Origin of the sequence: Sulfoacidibacillus ferrooxidans (genome assembly GCF_022606465.1) — a bacterium.
Classification (GTDB): domain Bacteria; phylum Bacillota; class Bacilli; order Alicyclobacillales; family SLC66; genus Sulfoacidibacillus; species Sulfoacidibacillus ferrooxidans.
The window spans coordinates 167,730-185,331 of record NZ_JALBUF010000004.1; the positions used below are offsets into that span (position 1 = coordinate 167,730).

The 17,602-nt window shown below is 45.0% G+C and carries 15 protein-coding genes and 1 riboswitch; of the genes, 7 read left to right on the plus strand and 8 right to left on the minus strand.

What is annotated here, in order from left to right; genetic code table 11:
• Window positions 1–133: 133 nt before the first annotated feature.
• From MM817_RS08430 to MM817_RS08455, 6 genes are all read left to right on the plus strand, one after another.
• Entirely contained in the window at window positions 134–1,195 is a 1,062-nt protein-coding gene (locus MM817_RS08430; RefSeq protein ID WP_241713715.1) for a glucose-1-phosphate thymidylyltransferase, read from the plus strand.
• A 77-nt stretch (window positions 1,196–1,272) separates the two neighbouring features.
• Complete coding sequence (gene rfbB, locus MM817_RS08435; RefSeq protein ID WP_241713717.1) at window positions 1,273–2,286, plus strand: dTDP-glucose 4,6-dehydratase; 1,014 nt, start codon at window positions 1,273–1,275, stop codon at window positions 2,284–2,286.
• Window positions 2,283–3,161, plus strand: coding sequence for a dTDP-4-dehydrorhamnose reductase (gene rfbD, locus MM817_RS08440; RefSeq protein ID WP_241713719.1), 879 nt, complete (start codon window positions 2,283–2,285; stop codon window positions 3,159–3,161). The genes rfbB and rfbD overlap by 4 nt, the downstream gene beginning before the upstream one ends.
• Window positions 3,142–3,684, plus strand: a complete 543-nt coding sequence (gene rfbC, locus MM817_RS08445) for a dTDP-4-dehydrorhamnose 3,5-epimerase (RefSeq protein ID WP_419723378.1) — start codon at window positions 3,142–3,144, stop codon at window positions 3,682–3,684. Before rfbD ends, rfbC begins: the two co-directional genes overlap by 20 nt.
• 107 nt (window positions 3,685–3,791) lie before the next feature.
• Window positions 3,792–5,162: a sugar phosphate nucleotidyltransferase gene (locus MM817_RS08450; RefSeq protein ID WP_241713721.1), complete on the plus strand. Its 1,371-nt coding sequence runs from the start codon at window positions 3,792–3,794 to the stop codon at window positions 5,160–5,162.
• Window positions 5,163–6,342: 1,180 nt separating this feature from the next.
• Window positions 6,343–9,039 (plus strand): transglutaminase domain-containing protein, encoded by a 2,697-nt coding sequence (locus MM817_RS08455; protein WP_241713724.1) that lies wholly within the window; start codon window positions 6,343–6,345, stop codon window positions 9,037–9,039.
• Here MM817_RS08455 and MM817_RS08460 read toward each other — a convergent pair.
• Window positions 9,034–9,561 carry a hypothetical protein gene (locus tag MM817_RS08460; protein WP_241713726.1) on the minus strand — a complete coding sequence of 176 codons (528 nt, stop codon included), beginning with the start codon at window positions 9,559–9,561 and terminating at the stop codon, window positions 9,034–9,036. The two genes, MM817_RS08455 and MM817_RS08460, sit on opposite strands and share 6 nt — an antisense overlap.
• A gap of 90 nt (window positions 9,562–9,651) precedes the next feature.
• Entirely contained in the window at window positions 9,652–10,881 is a 1,230-nt protein-coding gene (locus tag MM817_RS08465; RefSeq protein WP_241713728.1) for a mannosyltransferase family protein, read from the minus strand.
• 343 nt (window positions 10,882–11,224) lie between these two features.
• Here MM817_RS08465 and MM817_RS08470 point away from each other — a divergent pair, with 343 nt between their 5' ends.
• On the plus strand, window positions 11,225–11,395 hold the full coding sequence (locus MM817_RS08470; protein ID WP_241713729.1) for a sugar phosphate nucleotidyltransferase: 171 nt from the start codon (window positions 11,225–11,227) through the stop codon (window positions 11,393–11,395).
• A gap of 70 nt (window positions 11,396–11,465) precedes the next feature.
• Here MM817_RS08470 and MM817_RS08475 read toward each other — a convergent pair whose 3' ends face one another.
• The 6 genes from MM817_RS08475 to MM817_RS08500 all read right to left on the minus strand — a co-directional run bounded on the left by MM817_RS08475 (window position 11,466) and on the right by MM817_RS08500 (window position 17,462).
• Window positions 11,466–12,179: a substrate-binding domain-containing protein gene (locus MM817_RS08475; RefSeq protein WP_241713731.1), complete on the minus strand. Its 714-nt coding sequence runs from the start codon at window positions 12,177–12,179 to the stop codon at window positions 11,466–11,468.
• A gap of 81 nt (window positions 12,180–12,260) precedes the next feature.
• Complete coding sequence (locus MM817_RS08480; protein WP_241713741.1) at window positions 12,261–12,872, minus strand: response regulator; 612 nt, start codon at window positions 12,870–12,872, stop codon at window positions 12,261–12,263.
• Window positions 12,857–14,662 (minus strand): sensor histidine kinase, encoded by a 1,806-nt coding sequence (locus MM817_RS08485; protein WP_241713750.1) that lies wholly within the window; start codon window positions 14,660–14,662, stop codon window positions 12,857–12,859. The genes MM817_RS08480 and MM817_RS08485 overlap by 16 nt, the downstream gene beginning before the upstream one ends.
• Window positions 14,643–15,767, minus strand: coding sequence for a DUF5305 family protein (locus MM817_RS08490; RefSeq protein WP_241713752.1), 1,125 nt, complete (start codon window positions 15,765–15,767; stop codon window positions 14,643–14,645). Before MM817_RS08490 ends, MM817_RS08485 begins: the two co-directional genes overlap by 20 nt.
• Window positions 15,768–15,783: 16 nt before the next feature.
• On the minus strand, window positions 15,784–16,371 hold the full coding sequence (locus tag MM817_RS08495; protein ID WP_241713754.1) for a hypothetical protein: 588 nt from the start codon (window positions 16,369–16,371) through the stop codon (window positions 15,784–15,786).
• Between the two features lie 58 nt (window positions 16,372–16,429).
• Window positions 16,430–16,512: riboswitch (cyclic di-GMP riboswitch) on the minus strand.
• A gap of 158 nt (window positions 16,513–16,670) precedes the next feature.
• On the minus strand, window positions 16,671–17,462 hold the full coding sequence (locus tag MM817_RS08500; RefSeq protein WP_241713756.1) for a hypothetical protein: 792 nt from the start codon (window positions 17,460–17,462) through the stop codon (window positions 16,671–16,673).
• Window positions 17,463–17,602 lie beyond the last annotated feature (140 nt).

A 17,602-nucleotide genomic window follows, 5' to 3' on the forward strand; every position in this document is an offset into this window, starting at 1 on the left:
TCTATGGATGTACAATTACTAATTAGCCAACGACTACAATGGATCTCTTGTTTCTTAATTACATAAAGAGATATATAACAATCGACATCTGCAAATGTTGAATTATAAATATTTCGATCTAGGAGTGTTAACTATGAAAGGGCTCATTTTATCTGGTGGGACAGGCTCGCGGTTACGTCCGCTTACTTATACGGGTGCAAAACAATTAATTCCGATTTGCAATAAGCCGATTCTCTATTATGCGGTGGAGTCCTTGGTGGAGAGTGGCGTGACGGATATTGGGGTGATCGTCGGGTCCAATTCATCCCAAGAGATCATGCGTAGTTTAGGTGATGGGAGTCGATTTGGCGCTAAGGTCTCCTATATTCACCAAGACAAGCCCCTTGGACTGGCACATGCAGTCAAGATCTCGGAAGAGTTCATGTCTGGTGAGCCATTTGTGATGTTTCTTGGGGATAATTTGTTGCGCGATGGAGTGGCTGCCTTTGTGGAAGCGTTTCGCGCGTCGTCTCCAGATGCGCTGGTGCTGCTAAGTGAAGTACCAGAGCCGCAACATTTTGGCGTGGTCGAACTGGTCGATGGACGCGTGGTGCGATTGGTAGAAAAACCGAAAGTTCCACCGAGTTCGCTTGCGCTGGTGGGTGCCTATCTATTTCAACCGTGCATCTTTCGAGCGGTCAAGGAGATCGAGCCATCTACACGCGGTGAACTTGAGATTACGGATGCGATTCAGTGGTTGGTCGATCACGGGTACCAGGTGGAACCACACCTGGTGACTGGATGGTGGAAAGACACGGGGCGACCGAGTGATGTGCTAGATGCCAATCGCCTGATGATCGAAACGATTGAGTCGTCGATGCAAGGGACTGTCGATGCGACCTCCGAGGTGATCGGTCGCGTACAGATCGGGGTGGGCAGTCAGATTTTGCGCAGTACGCTGCGTGGACCTCTGGTCATCGGTGATCATGTGACGATCGAGGATTCGTATGTAGGACCTTATACGTCTATTAGTGACGGAGTGACGATTAGGAAGACGGAGATTGAAAATAGTATCATTTTGGCAGATAGTCATGTGGAGAGTGCGTATCGTTTAGATGCGTGCTTAGTGGGGAAGCGCGTGGCGATTGTACCGTCACAGGCAAGGCCAAAGGCGATCCATCTTGTGTTAGGCGATGATTCGCGTTGTGAGTTTTAGATTGTTATTTTTATGGTTTATAAACACTTTATTTAATGGTTGGATGATTATTCTTGATTCGTTATAAGGGGTGCACGATGAAGATTGTAGTGACTGGTGGAGCGGGGTTTATTGGAAGTAATTTTGTGAGGATGATGGTTTCGGAACAGAGTGATGTGGAGGTTGTGACGTATGATGCGCTGACGTATGCGGGCAATCTTGCCAATCTTGCGGGGATTGTAGACCGGCATACGTTTGTGCGAGGAGACATCTGTGATGCACAGGCAGTGCAACAGGTGATGGCGGGCGTCGATGCGGTGGTGCATTTTGCGGCGGAGAGTCATGTGGATCGTTCGATTGCATCGAGTGCGGAGTTTGTGCGCACCAATGTCGAAGGGACGCGGGTGCTTTTGGAGGCGGCGCGATCGGCTGGTGTAGCGAAGTTTGTTCACGTATCGACAGATGAAGTGTACGGCACGCTTGGGGATGAAGGGGCATTTACAGAAATGACGCCACTGGCTCCCAATTCCCCCTATAGTGCATCAAAGGCGGGATCGGATTTATTGGCGCGTGCGTTTTATGAGACGTATGGGTTACCGGTTGTGATTACGCGTTGCTCGAATAACTATGGGCCGTATCAGTTTCCAGAGAAGCTGATCCCGCTGATGATTATTCATGCGCTGGAGGGACGACCGCTTCCTGTGTATGGGGATGGTGGCAATGTGCGCGACTGGCTGCATGTATCGGATCACAACCGGGCGATCGCGCGGGTTCTAGAAGCAGGGGTGCCTGGGCAAGTGTACAATATTGGCGGGCACAATGAGCGGACGAACTTGGAGATGGTGCGCATGATCTTGCGGTTGCTTGCGCGCGATGAGTCGCTGATCACGTTTGTGCAGGATCGCTTGGGGCATGATCGGCGCTATGCGATGGATGCGACGAAGATTGAGCATGAACTCGGGTGGACTCCACAGTATGATCTGGAGCGTGGGTTGGCGGAGACGGTAGCGTGGTATCTGGAGCACAAAGAGTGGTGGGAGCGCATTCGCACAGGTGCTTATCAGACGTTTGATCAGCCACAGTCCGGTGCGCGACTTGGTGATGCGCGATGAGGATTGTCGTGACAGGGGCACAGGGGCAGTTGGGCCATGAGGTTGTATCGCTTGGGGCAGCGCAGCATGAGATGATTGGGTTGGGACGTGCGCAACTTGATCTAACAGATGCTGTGGCTGTGCGCGAGGTGCTCACTGCGCTTCAACCTGATGTGATCATCCATGCCGCGGCATATACGGCTGTGGATGCGGCGGAGTCGGATGTCGAGCAGGCGTTTGCAGTCAATGCACATAGTTCGCGTCAGGTAGCGATGATCGCGCAAGAACTGGGTGCGCGACTGTGCTATGTCAGCACGGACTATGTGTTTGACGGGAAGGCAACTTCTCCATACAGGGAAGATGCGACGCCAGATCCGCAAACGGTGTATGGTCAATCGAAGTGGTTAGGCGAGCGACTGGTCGCGCAACTGTGTGCGCGTCATTTTATTGTGCGCACATCGTGGGTGTATGGGGTACATGGGAAGAATTTTGTGAAGACGATGCTAGAGCTTGCTACAAAGCACAAGACGCTTCGGGTCGTATGTGATCAACTAGGGGCACCGACGTATACGGCTGATCTTGCTGCGTTTCTCCTTGAACTGACAGCTACTGAACAGTATGGGGTGTATCACGCGTCTAATGCAGGGGTGTGTTCTTGGTATGAGTTTGCAAAAGAGATCTTTGTGCAAGCGGAGCTCGATGTAACGGTAGAACCATGTACGAGTGCAGAGTTTGTTCGCCCTGCGCCGCGCCCAAGCTACTCTGTGCTTGATCATCAGGCACAGCGAACGCGTGGATTCTCCGAACTGCGCCCGTGGCGTGAGGGATTGCACGCTTTTATGGAAAGGTATCGTCAAACAGAGGAGTGGGCGTTATATGTTGCAGATCGTAGCTAATCAGTTAGATGGTGTGTTATTACTAGAACCTACGGTACACGGCGATGCACGAGGGTTTTTTATGGAGAGCTACCATGAGGAGCAGATGCAGGCGTTAGGTGTGTCTACTGCGTTTGTGCAGGATAATCATTCATTGTCGCAGGCTGCAGGAACGCTTCGCGGATTACATTATCAGCTTGCGCCAAAGGCACAGACAAAACTTGTGCGCGTGCTGGCAGGTGCCATCTATGACGTGGTGGTTGATCTGCGTGAAGGATCGCCATCGTTTGGACAGTGGGCGGGGTTTATCCTCTCTGCGCACAATTTTCGCCAACTGCTCGTGCCAAGAGGCTTTGCGCACGGCTTTTGTACGCTTGTACCGAATACAGAGGTGTTTTATAAGGTAGACAACTACTATTCACCAGAGCACGATCGAGGCATCTTGTGGAATGATCCAGCGCTTGGCATTGATTGGCCGATAACTAAGCCGGTGTTGTCTGATAAGGATCGCCTGCACCCGTTGCTAGCAGATGCACAAGTGTGAGAAATGGTGGTCTATAGTGATTGATGTTTCTCAAACGATAGTTATGAGTTAATTATGGCGGGTGAAGACTTAAATATTACAGATTAAGTAGCTTGGAGGTAGTATTCATGAAAATTATTTTATTATCTGGTGGATCAGGTAAACGACTATGGCCAATGTCGAATGACATACGTTCAAAACAGTTCCTAAAAGTGTTACCGAAAACTGACCAGACGTATGAATCTATGCTTCAGCGTGTTTGGAATCAATTAGGAGATATAGGTTTGCAAAATGATACGATTGTCTGTGCTTCGAGATCTCAAGTGGATGCCATTACCTATCAAGTAGGTAACGTACAGATTGTTGAAGAGCCGGAGAGAAGAGATACCTTTCCTGCAATTGCGCTATCGAGTCTTTATTTACGTGATATAGTCGGATGTGATGTAAATGAAGTCATTGTTGTTTTACCAGTTGACCATTTTGTCGAAATCGATTATTTCAAACATGTGATGGAATTACCGACATTATTGACTGAATCAAAATCAAACTTATTCCTTATGGGGGTCACTCCAGATCATCCTGCCTGCAAGTTTGGGTATATTTTAACTGAGGAAAGTAACGAACAATCACATGTAGGATTCAAGGTGAAAGGTTTTATTGAAAAACCTTCAGAGGAATTGGCGAAAAAATTAATTGGATTGGGTGCATTATGGAATTGTGGTGTATTTTGTTTTAGATTAGATTATTTAGTTAATCACTTATCTTCTAAACAATTGCCTACGCATTTTTATAACTTTAGAGAAGCATATCCTCAAATTGAGAAAATAAGTTTTGATTATGAAATTGTAGAAAAGGAAAAATCTATACGTGCTATTTCTTATAGTGGTGAATGGAATGATCTTGGAACGTGGGATGCCCTATCGAATAGAGTAGAACATTCAATGATTGGACTTGGGACTTCCGTTGATTGTGACAGGAGTATGGTTATTAATGAACTTACTATTCCATTAGTTGCAATTGGGATCAAGGATGCAGTGATTGTGGCTACACCAGATGGTATTCTTGTATCAGATAAAGCTCGTAGTGAAAGTTTGAAGTCTGTTATAGGTGATTTTGTGGGCAGACCTATGTTTGAAGAACGACGATGGGGATTATATCGAGTGTTAGATTTCCAACGGCTTGCTGATGGACGAGCAGTTCTAACGAAATGGATCGAGATGTCTCCTGATTCAAACATTAGCTACCAGCGTCATCGTCTTAGGTCTGAAGTGTGGACAATCGTTGAAGGTGAAGGTGAGGTTATCCTAGATGACAAATTTTTTTCTGTTTTACCTGGAGATGTAGTTCGCATTACTGCATTTCAATGGCATGGTGTGCGTGCGATTAATTCACTTAAATTTATCGAGGTTCAAACAGGAACCGAGTTAGTTGAAGAGGATATTGAACGTAAGTCTATGAATTGGGCTGATGTGGAGGTTGCAACTGGAATTCAGGATTAATTGATAAAAAATTAATGTAATAATTTTTTATCAAGTTTACTTATCTACTGCTCAACTTTTGCATGTTAAATGTGGCTGATACCCCTTGTTATTACTAAACAGAGAGGATATCCAATTTAGAAGTTGACACTGCACCTGCTGTAAGTTATTAGAGACTTCTTTTGCAATTGGTTCAAGGATTGACCAGAAATCATGAAGCGCTAAATGCCAGTCTCGGTTGAAGAATTCGTCACACATAAGTAGAGTAAACCACCAAGGGTTCTTGTGTCTTCCATTTTGCATGATTCCCAATCCATCATGATATAGCGATTACGTAAGTTGGTGAAATACGCTATCATCCTATGGTAAAAGCGACACTGAAATTCCTTGCCTAATCGGAGCAAGGATTTACATGCCTTGAAAAAGACCGCAATATCCCACCGCATGCCTTAGATACGGATGATTTCTTCATCTGATAGGGTCTCATCTGTGCTCAGAATGGCTAACCATTCTCGTTGTCTGTGACGATGATTCACAAACACAATCTTACCGAGTAGCCCAGGCTTCAATTCTACCCGTATAGACGACAAAATCTGCTTGTGGCTATAGTTAGGCTTGGCAATTTGAAAAAGTTCACGTAAAGTATACAGTTGGTTTTACCATTGGTAGCGCTGTTTCATGCCCTTCACTATGCTAATAAAGAATAACCCTTCCTGATGCAACTCATGAAGTAAGGGGAGATGGTAAATCAACTATTCATGAGTACGTAATTGGCTGGTATACCCACTTGTAGCGTGTGACAATGAGATGAATCCTGCATCAGGAATCAAATGGAGCGCATCTTAACGACGTTTATATCCTACCGTCCGTTTGTCCATGTGAATGTACGCTTTCGTATGCAAACCCATTCTACCAAACTAAGGATGATTCTTCATTGGTGTAAATTAGATGGTCAAGATCGATAATGAATCACCAATGAGGCCAATGACAACAAGTCTCGACGTTTATTTACGGCCTGTGCAAGTTGGATAATTAATGTGATTGACCGTTAATATAAATTGGTTTATTCTATCTATTATTTACTAGTATGAAAATTTTGGGGGCGAAGTAGCTGAATACATATAAAAATAAAGGTTTTTTCTTTCATAAAACATTGAAGTTTCGATGGGTTACGGGTATTAGTTCGTTAGCGTTATGTACAATGTGTATAAGTCCTGCCTTTGCAGCTAGTCTTACGGCTCCTTTGGCACCGATCAATGGGGGATCTGCATCTTTAGCGATTTCTGTGCCTATAACGGTCAATGGACAGATGGTTGATTTGTCCATTGCCACTCCACCAGCTAGTTTTTTTGTAAACGATGTGCTTTCTGTTTCTGGGACGATTGAGATGAATGGTCTATCTGTTCCAATTTCGGGGCTGGAACTAGGGATGAACGCCGCTACTCAATCTGTAGATGTTTTACAACTGCTTGGGCAACCTTTTGTAGCCAATGTGAGTGCAAGTCCTCAATCTTCTGTATTAGAGGTTGGATCACCAGATGATTTAAACGTAAGTATGACAAATGCATTGGGGCAAACGATGGATTTACCGAATCTGGCCTCGATATCCTATACGATTATTGCTCCACAGGGTGTGAGCGAACAGGATTATCACATTTCAAATGATTCATTTACTTCACAAGTTGCTGGAACGTATACGATTACACCAATTGTGAGTGAGTTTGGTACACGGATTCAAGGGAACCCTGTGCAAATAACGGTAAATGACGCAGATTCAGTGGTGTTTGAAATGTCTACTACCATTTCTCTATCGCAATTATATATTTCGTATTCATCTAGTAGCCAAGGGGTGAATCTCATATCTGGTACTGATTTTACTCAGAATGGTTCTACAGTAACGCTAACTTCAGTGGGAATCCAACTTTTGAATGCAGTGCTAACTGCAGATAAGACTTACTCCCTATTTGCTGAAGGGGATTCGTCACAGGGACTAGTTTTAATGGCTAATCCATCGCAAGGTGTAAGTTACACTGCCCCATCTTCTACATCTAGTTCTTCTATTAATTCAGGGACAACTGCGAGTGTCTCGTTGACTCTGAGTGGCTCAGTGTCGTCTTTAGTGGCCAATGGAACGGCCATGGATACCATTACTGCAGCCGTTGTTGATCAAAATGGTAACGTGGTGAGTAATGAAAATGGCACCATAACTTTACAAGGAACTTCTAATGGGATAGATGCTAATCATCAAAGTGCTCCATACGTTACTTTACCTAGTGGTGCTATGGTAGAAGGTGGTGTCACTAATGGGACAGATACAGAATACTTTACGCTCAATCAGGGTATTGCCATGATCACCGTGATTGCACCAGATAGCGTTCCAGCGTCAAATGATCAATTGACAGTTTATTTAGTGAATTCCAATCAGCAAGACTTAGCGAGTCAATCCCTCTCTATTTCCTATACGGCAGCAAGCGCAGCGCAAAGTGCTGCATCTGACTTGGATCCATCTTCTTATTTGAACACGTTCAATCAAAATCAAGCACAAAATGATTCGGGATTTTGGGCGCGATCTTCTGGGAATTTTTATATATCTGCGCAAACGGTTGACCCGATGTCTACAGAAGAAAATACAAATTCGACGGGTCCATCCTTGTTAAATGTCATGCCCAATCAGACATTATATCTTTTTGCCTATGAGCATGGGGTCAATGTCAACGCCAATCAGTTTCAGTGGTTTGTCAATAGTCCAGACGCTACTGTGAATACTGCTGATAATGGATATACCTGGGGTTCAGGTGGTTCACCTTCCTATCAAATAGTAGAGGGTAACTTTATAGCGAGTAAGCCAGGAATTTACACGGTGCAAGCAGAGTCCAATGGAGTCTACAGTATCCCACTTGTGATTACAGTGGGAATGAGTGATCTACAGTCTACTCCTTTTGCTAACACAGGATCAACTACTGGCATCGAACCTTTACCTAGTGATCTGCCTAACGATGTAGCACAAGAGACGAATAACCAAGTGACCTATACACCATATCAACCTATCGGAGGATGGGTCCCTATCTCAGGGTCAACGTCCCTTTCTATCTCGAAGATCACGGTTATCCTACAAGGAGCAGACTCTAGTCAAAGTTGGGGTTATGAATTGCCTGTTGTCAATGGACAGTTTTCCGGCATGGTGCGTTCACCATACAATGGCTCTGTAATGGTTACTTTGTTCCCAAAATTTTTCACGACTCTAACAACAACGACAGATGAGAATCAGGACTACTCCTATCCTTCAAGTAGTTACACAGTAACTATTAATGCCCCTATTCCTGATCAGACAAAACTCAATTTATATGCTTCTGCACAGATGAATTACAATATGAGTCCCATTTTTGCACAAACAGCTGATCAGCTTCTAGAGAATTCCACGAGTTTACCATCTGCAATTGAAGCGATTAGCAATCTAACCAGTGAGTCTATTGTTTACAATCATTCAGCAGATCAATTTAATGCGCAGGGATTGGATCCTACCTATGTATGGCAAGATGGGTTAACTGCTTTAACTACACATTCTGGAGTATGCGAAGATTATTCCAACGTGGCTGCAGCTTTTCTTAGGTCGATTGGAATACAAGCACAAACAGTTGATGGCTACGCAAATGGTAACTGGACATCATTACTACAGAGTGACTCCAATCCAGCTGATGCCCATCAATGGGACGAAGCGATGATTGGTAATCAAGGATTGATATTTGACCCAACCTGGGATGTGGTTAATAACGGAAGTCCGGTATGGTCAATATTTAATGAATTTTTTACAAATACCCCAATGTTACAAGAGACTCACTTACCTACTCCTGGTGAAACAAATGAATTTGTTAGCAAACCATCTGTTTCAATATCATGATGCTTCAAAATGTACAAAATGGCTTGTTGCGCTGTTTTCGTAGCGATATTGTGGTTTGAGGCTGGCTTGTGCCTGGGTGGTTAACTGAACAAAGAGGAAGCCAAATAATGCGATGGCAATCATGATGGAGAGTGGAACCCAGAGGCGATCGAGCCAGCGTGTGATGTGAGTTTTTGTGCGGGGTTTCTGTGTTGGTTGTGGATGTGTGATAGGCTTTGTACCAGTACGTAGCGAGTGAACTTGTCGGTAACTGTAGATGTGGTCGATGGATTCTGGTATGAAGAAAACTTTACTATCTGCTCGGGATGGATCGGCGCGGTGACCCGAGTAGACGACGAGCCATGTATGGTCTTTTTCTGTGCGTAAAAACTCGTCCATGACGGCGTGAAGTGCGACGAGTCCATCCATGATTTCAAATACGGCTTCGACTCCGATAGGTGTCGAGGCTGGTTGATTTTGTGTCGTTGTTAGGATGCGGTTGGCTTCTTCTTTTGAGTTTTCGTATCGAATATACCGAGTCATCGAGATCCCCACTTTCTGTCGAGTGATCGCTATGTATAGTATATGGCTTCATCAAGTTGTCCTACAACGGTTGATGTGCAAATTGAGTGCTCATTCAAACCAAAAGCCATGACCAAAGATGATGGCTCCATATACGCCACCTAGTAAACATAAGATCAGCAATGCGCCACGCAAGATGCGGGTGTGTATGGATGCAAAGGCAAGATAGAGTGGCCAAATATTGCTGAGATAGCGCGGGACGGACATGGTCGGAAAATGTGGAACGACAGTTGACGCAATCAGCAGTGTGGATGCGAGCGTATAGAATGCCACGCCGTTTTTCCATAGCTCCTTGCGTATCGTGATCGCTATTGCGGCGAATAAGAAGATGGTTTCAAATGTCAGGTCAAAGAATAAGGCCATGCTGTGGTCGTGCGTCGCTAACAGGATGCCTTGCACATAGGGAGCAAAGGGAAACTCCCATGTACGGTGCCAATACGCTTCTGCCTTCGTGAAGGCAAGTGGATCATGAAAGCGAATGTATAGAAAGATCAGAAAGAGGAGAAGACCAGAGAGTGTCGCGAATGAAAAAAGTGCACCATGCCACAAGTGTTTGCGCTGACGAGTTGTGATAAAACGCACGATGTAGACTACGACAAAGGCACCGACAAGAATGCCTGTGCTATGTGTTGTAGCGGATAAACATCCTGCTAGTGCGGAGATCCATAGATGATCACGGAGCACGCCATAGGTGACAAGTAATGCAAAGAGAAATGAAAAGGACTCTGTGTAGAGACTGGAGTAGATAATACTGATTGGATTGACTGCAAAGAAAAGGGTACCCCATATGGCTATTTGACGTGCATGTTTGTCGTGCTTTTTTGAAGATCGTGATGGAGTGGTATGGGATGCAGATGGTTTCTGCGTCGCTAGTGATAATGTCAGATCCTGCAGGATGACAAAAAGCAATGGCAAGGATGCGATAAAGGCCACATTGTCGATGATGAGTGGCACCAGTACATGATGGCTAATGTCCAGACACAACCGAATGAGCATGGGCAAAAAGGGAAAATAAGCGCTTGTCATGATGTCTGCACGGATCGGTGGTGCATGGTGGATGTGATGGAGAAGCGAATAAAAGCGATACCCGTGCTTGGCAATGGTGAGATACCACTGCGAATCCCACTGTAAGTAGGGTTGCAACCATACCTGTGGCGACATGCGTATGTAATTGATACCTTTTGGAAATGGGAGATAGACGCATACAACCACAAGGTAATGTAAGATCAGCGCAGCTATGAGTGTGCGATATGAGACTACTGTCGTGTGTGCTGTCTTCAATACCAGGTGTTCCTCCTGTCTGCAAAACTGCGATGATGTGCAACTACGGGTACGATTTTAGCATACCTCATCCCTCCTATCACACTTCGTTGTGTGTCGACATGGTAAACTATAGATGAAAGATTGTGATGAATGGGTGTACATGATGTAGGATCGCTGTGATGTATTGGGGTGAAGGATAGATGATGGGATTCTTTTTATTGCAGTTCGCTAAGTCAAGTGGTGTTATTTTGTTGGATGATACGTGCGAGTTTGGGAAATTGAGTATAGTAACATTGCATTCTATCATGTATACTATTCGTAGTTTATAGGTATTGGTTACCTGTGGTGGGAGGAGTTATCATTGAAGGGTCTTATCCTGTCTGGTGGGACAGGCTCGCGGTTACGTCCGCTTACTTATACGGGTGCAAAACAATTAATTCCGATTTGCAATAAGCCGATTCTCTATTATGCGGTGGAGTCCTTGGTGGAGAGTGATCGGATCGAACGCTCTGAATCAGCAGAACAGCGCTAAAGAAGGCCATGTCGGCCATGTAGCGCTGTTTTTGGTGCGTGGAAGTAAAGGCTTGCGCTTGACTGATCGTTCACGGTTCGTTCTGAATATCCACTCCTGCTCGGATGATCTCTTCACGCATGACTTGTGTCATCGTGTGGAGGGTGTCTGCAGGTGGATGGAGGTGTTGTTCAATCAATGCAAGGGCTATCTCAAATCCATCGGGACTGGCTAGTGTGGTGATCGCTTTGCGATATTGTTCGCGGTACTGATCGACGATGCATGGATTGGTATGGCGAATATGATGTACGCCGCACAGTGTAAGTTGACCGTGGTCTATGCGCCCCCAGTTGTCATAGCCTAATCGCTCGCAAAACTGCGTAAAGGGCGGATGCGTGACAATCATCGTGACTTTTTTCGTTTGCAGGGCTTCGAAACGCTGCGGTGTTCCACCAACCTCGACTACGTCATAGCGCAGCGTGGGACGGTGTTCTTCTAACCAAGCATACGCTAATTTTCCGAAGCCTGACCGCGCGTTATCGACGCCAAGGCGATGATCGGCAACCTCGCCAGATGTGGCCATGAGGGACAATGGGCCGACAGTTCCTGAAAGGAAGGGAACTAATCCGGAGGCATCGTCGAGTGCTAAGTTGTCAGGGGATGTATGGATGATGTCGACGAGCTGATCTTGAATGGCGGCGATCTGTTCATCACGGGATTTTGTATACACAAGTTCTACGTCCTGCATCATGTACAGTGGTAGATTATGCGCACCTGGAAAGACCATGGCGCGTATTGGTTTCATATGATTGCCTCCCATCCTTCGATGTGTATGAGCTAAGTCTAGTATAACGCTTTCTCTTGGCCCGCTATAGTTTAAGAATGGTTATGATTGATCATGCGAATGTGCATAGAGCGCCGCTTGTGTGCGATCTTCGAGGTGAAGTTTGGCGAGAATTTGACTGACGTGTTTTTTCACGGTGTATTCTGTGATGTAGAGGGATTCTGCGATAGCGCGATTGCTCTTGCCAAGACTGAGTTGGGTGAGCACCTCGCGTTCTTTGCTTGTGAGTGCTTCTAGAAGATGAGGCTGACTATCTTCTTCCCAAGCTAAAAATAAGGGATCGACGTATCGACGGCCTCTTGTGACAACTTTGATGGCATAGAGTAATTCTTCTGGTAACACTTCTTTTAAAGCATAGCCATCCACATGCAGTTTCATAGCGCGAGTAAAGTCGTGTCGACTGATGGACGAGGTGAGAATCATATAACGACACGTTGTTGCATGTGGTCGGCATGATGCAATGACGTCTAACCCAGACTCTGCCCCTAGTTTGAGGTCGACAAGCATGAGATCAGGTGATTCCTGGATTACGGCGTTCAGTGCCTGTGCACCTGTGCTTGCTTCGATGACGCTTGTCACCTCTGGTACTGAAGAGAGTACGGCGATGAGTCCTGCACGGACAAGTGGATGATCATCGACTATGACAATACGCATGATGTGATCTCCTTAGCGATTAGTGTCGTTGTCTCATGGTTGAATTCCAGTGGCAGATATACATTGATCTGCGTGCCATGGCCGATTGTGCTATCGATCGAGACAGATCCACCGCAATTTTGCACGGAGTGAACGATATTGTGAAGTCCTAGGCCATAGTGCTTTTCAGGAAGAAGTGTGGTTACCTGGTATGCATCAAAACCGCATCCATTGTCAGTGATCACAAGGTGTACTTCTCTAGGTAGAGTAGCTAGATGCACATCAATGGAGCTACATCCACCGTGCCTTACAGCATTGCCACATGCCTCTAGGATGACGCGGTAGAGCACTTTCGCAAGATGATCGTGAATGAGACTGAGATCCCCATTCACGTTGAACTGGGCATCGATGTTTTGTAGGTCGCGTAGGTGGTCGAGATATGTTTTTATATCATTTTTCCATGAATTCCTATCATCAGAAAGTCCACTTAATTGGTTGATCGATCGACGGAAATCTTGAATGCAGGCGTTTGCTGTATCCTGAATGACAAGAAGCTTGTTTTTTAGCTTCAGTATATCAAGCGGTGATTGATTTGCAGTCAACCCATGTAATGCGTATACGATGCTAAACAGACGTTGTGAAACATGATCGTGCATCTCCCGTGCAATGCGGTTCTGTTCTTGTGCAACGAGGAGCTTACCAGTAATGTGTTCATAGGTAAAGCGTTCAATGACAGCAGAAGCAAATTCAAGTAGTACATCTAGTGATCGAACGTCCGCCTCTTCTAAGGAGAAAGGGGTTTGACTAAAGATAGCGATGAGTTGACGGGACTCCCCTTTTATGCCTCTTGAGCGTAGTGTATAAAAAGGCGTTTGCTGTTCTTTAGGTGAGAGGAGATGTATATCTCCCCGGCACCATGTCGCTAGTAGGTCATCCACTTTTTGCTGGAGTGTATGCTGATCAATGTCTTCTGGTTGTGCAATCGAAAGTACATGATAACAGACGGACTCTTGTTCTGACGCAAACACAGCCGATGCACAGCCGATGAGTTCTATAGCCGTTTTTGCGAAAAGCTCGCATAGGCAAGATGGATTTTCTGCATAGTTCATTTCACTCATAGTTTGATAAAGTGTCATGACTTGACGCAATAGATGCTCTGTGCGCGTATGTTCTGTGTGCAATTGTTGATTCATTCGATGTAATTCTTTTGTTTGCGCTTGTAGTAAGTGTTGTCTTGCTTCTAACTCTCGTGCGAGGCGGGTGTAGAGATGAAACAGTACTGTCACTAGAATTGCAACAAGTATAAGGCCGGATTCATTTGAAAAAAGTTGCTTTGGTAAGAAGGTATGAGGTGTACGTGCAGAAAAATCAAAGAGCACGGTACCGGTCAATATATAGATTGCAAAGTTCATCCAGCTTTCATACATAGAAAGTAGAGTCGCAGCCATAAATACAGAATTGAGTGCGTACCAAACAAATGGACTGGAAAATCCACCTGTTTCCATCACGAGAAGAAGTACACCGAGAGTTTCTATACTTATGAGTGCGCGGATGATACCTGGCGTTTGTTGATGTCTTCGATACATACCTGTTACGGCAAGGTTTTCAATGAGTAGACAAAAGACGACAAGCAACTTCACCCAAATGGGGGCCTGTGGTTGACCGATGACATAAAAACAAGAAATGATGAGGAATGACAGGTATCGATAAATATAGGCGATCCCCTGTTGATCGTTTCCTTTTGTAATAGATAAAGGGACACGCCACGTGGCGTTAAATAGTCGTTGAGCGTTATTCCAAATTCGGCTCATTTGTTCTGATGCCTCCAAAGTCTAGTGGGAATGAGCTTTGCTTAGTGTGCACATTCCCACCTTCATCTTCTGTATATACATAGGCACAGTCTCCGTCAATGGCTACATAGCGAAGTGCAGCATCTCCCGTACACTCGCGCAAGATGGGAACGTCGCGATCTAATGCTAAACGGACTAGTGAAGCAAGGGAATCAAGTGTAATGACAAAGGAATGGCCAAAATTCACAGTTTGGCTAAGATGAAAGATGCGATCGCGATGGCGTTTTTCCAATCGTTCCGATGGTTTTGATCCTATGCCTACTTGCAATTTGCGATATGGCCATAGTAAGATAAGAAGGGCTACCAAGAGTATTCCAAACAGAGATCCTAACCCTGTCCTTGCAAGGGGGATAGGGAGTGTCCAACCAAAGAGGTGAAATGTGTTTGGAGTTATGGAAGAGAGGGTGAAGGAGACAGGTATACTATTGGTCAGTGAACTCTGTACTTCTAACTCCTGGCCATTTTCCTGAAAAGAGAGTCCTGACACAGTGGGAATTTGTTCTGTCTGTCTATTGTAAGTCACTTCTCCCGCGATTTGTGGATCAAGTGTAATGGTGTAACTATCTGGGCTTATTTGTAATGCTTTTGTCATGTTGCTTGTAAACTCATTGATGGTAGCGAGGTTGATGGTGTAGGTTTCATTCCATAGAGTCCCACTTTTTTCATGAGTAACGATGGTTTGGGTGGATGCCACTGGGTAATCTTTTTCCCACATGTTTGGAGCGATGAGGCGTATGATGGGTGTTGAACTTAGATGTAGCGTCATCGGTTGATTGGCTAAGAAATTCATTTGCTCATGAATGACGAGTTGGCGCGTGATTGCAGTGAAGATAGTTCCATTTCCTGTGGTTGCACCTCCTTTAGGCAAAAGGGGATTGGGGGATTCGATTGGTTGATAGGAAAAAGATGTGGTGAGATTACCACTTACTTGGTTATCATTTTGAATCTGCATGGGTTGAGTCAGCACCATCGACCATTCCGTGGCTGTTGTAATGCATAAGGCAGTTACTACTGTAATGGCAATGATATATGGCCACTTACGCTTTCCCTTTATCTTTCTTCTCATCTGAACACCCTTCTTTCTAAGACAAAATTCTATAGGAATATGTGATCGTCGCTCCTCCGCCCAGCCAGGAGAAGGTAAAGGTTAGTGGTATCGATGTGGGCACGGATGCATTTGGATAGAGAATGTGTACTTTGAAATTTTCCTGTGTATTTGGATAAATGGTAGGTTGTGTCATTAACTGTACAGTAAAATTCGTATCTGCAGGTGCACTTACGCTCTCTATGCTTATATTTTGCAGCTGGTGATTGTTCACCATAAAGGTAATTGTAGCGTGATATGGGGGCGAAGAAGTAGATGATGGCTCCGCTGTTTTAGCAGAGGCAGACTGAGTGTATGCCTTAGTATTTGATGTAGAAGAAGTCACGGGCACAGTAGGATACAGAGTGATCGTATACGGATCATATGATGGCGTGACTGTTGGCTGTTTTGGTTGTGTCGTATCTGCAGTGATCGTGGGTGTTGTGATTAACGCATCTCTTCCACGAACGATAGAAACGAGATTTTGTGATTGGACACTTGCTATACTATAGCTCGTGCTTTGTTGCAGTATGGCTAATCCGACGACGCTACATAGACTTAATGTTACCAGGTATACACCTTTCACATACATCCCCCCGTCATACAAGACGATCTCTCTTTATCAACACAAAAAGACCCGAGTTCATAACTGGGTCGGTTGCGCCACTTGCTCCATGTAATCTCAGGCGCCCACATCAGATTACACTTCATTGCTTCCCTATATATGTAGTCAATCACATACCATACTGTATTCATCAAATGTCCACTTTTGCCTAGTCAAAATATATTTCTTTTGAAGGTATAAACTGGTGTAGTCGGTAATCGACTACACCAGTTTGACCGCTTATGGAGTGGGTCTTGTAGATGTAAGTAGGAGGGATTCGCTTATGCTGATGGTTGACTGATAATTGCAGGTGATGCAGGTGGTGCAGGTGGTGCAGGTGGTGCAGGTGGTACAGGTGGTACAGGTGGTACATTGTTATTGCCAATTGCAGCAGATGTGCCAACAACAGCGCCAACATAGATGCTACTTTCTAAAGCAGATGAAGTAACTGGCATGTCTCCTATGTTGATGTCCACATCTACCCATTCAGATTGACCACTACTTAGAGGCTGTAGTGCTACACTTGAGCCATTCGTCCATGTTTCAGTTGGTCCACTATTATTTTGGTTCATTGGTATTGGCTTTAGTAAATTCCAATTCGCATTTTTAGATAGCTCTAACAATGAATTTGGACCGTTTAGTACTGACATAGCTGGATTTGCAGTTGAAGCAGTAGATGAGGCTATATAAGTAGAAACCGCGCCTGTGCTTTGGCTGAATGCTTGGCTATATGCTTGGCTGATGTAGGGAGTAATTGTTTGACTGGTGTTATTGGTAATTTCAAATAAATGTCTCCATACGTACGATGAGTTTGGCTGTAAACCGAAGGAGCTCCCATTACCGTTATCAAAGTTAAATACAAGACTACCATTTTTATCCGATACTGTATTATCTGCGTTGGAAGAATTGGTACCAGGTTTTAGCGCTAATAATGCAGCGCTGGTATCAACAACACTGAGTGTTGACTGATTTTCTACGCTTGCAGTGCTGTATGAATAGCCTGCCATCAAGCTTGCTAGACCGAGTGCCGATCCTACTAGTACAAAACTACGTGTCATTCTGGGACGAATCACTGTAACCCCTCCGATAGTTTCTCTATTTGCTTGCGATGTCATTGTACGATGGATTAAAGCTGGATCTCGCACCGCATCAGTCTACTCTTTGCTTATTCATTTGCACCATACAGATACTCCTTTCGTACCATAGGGACTAC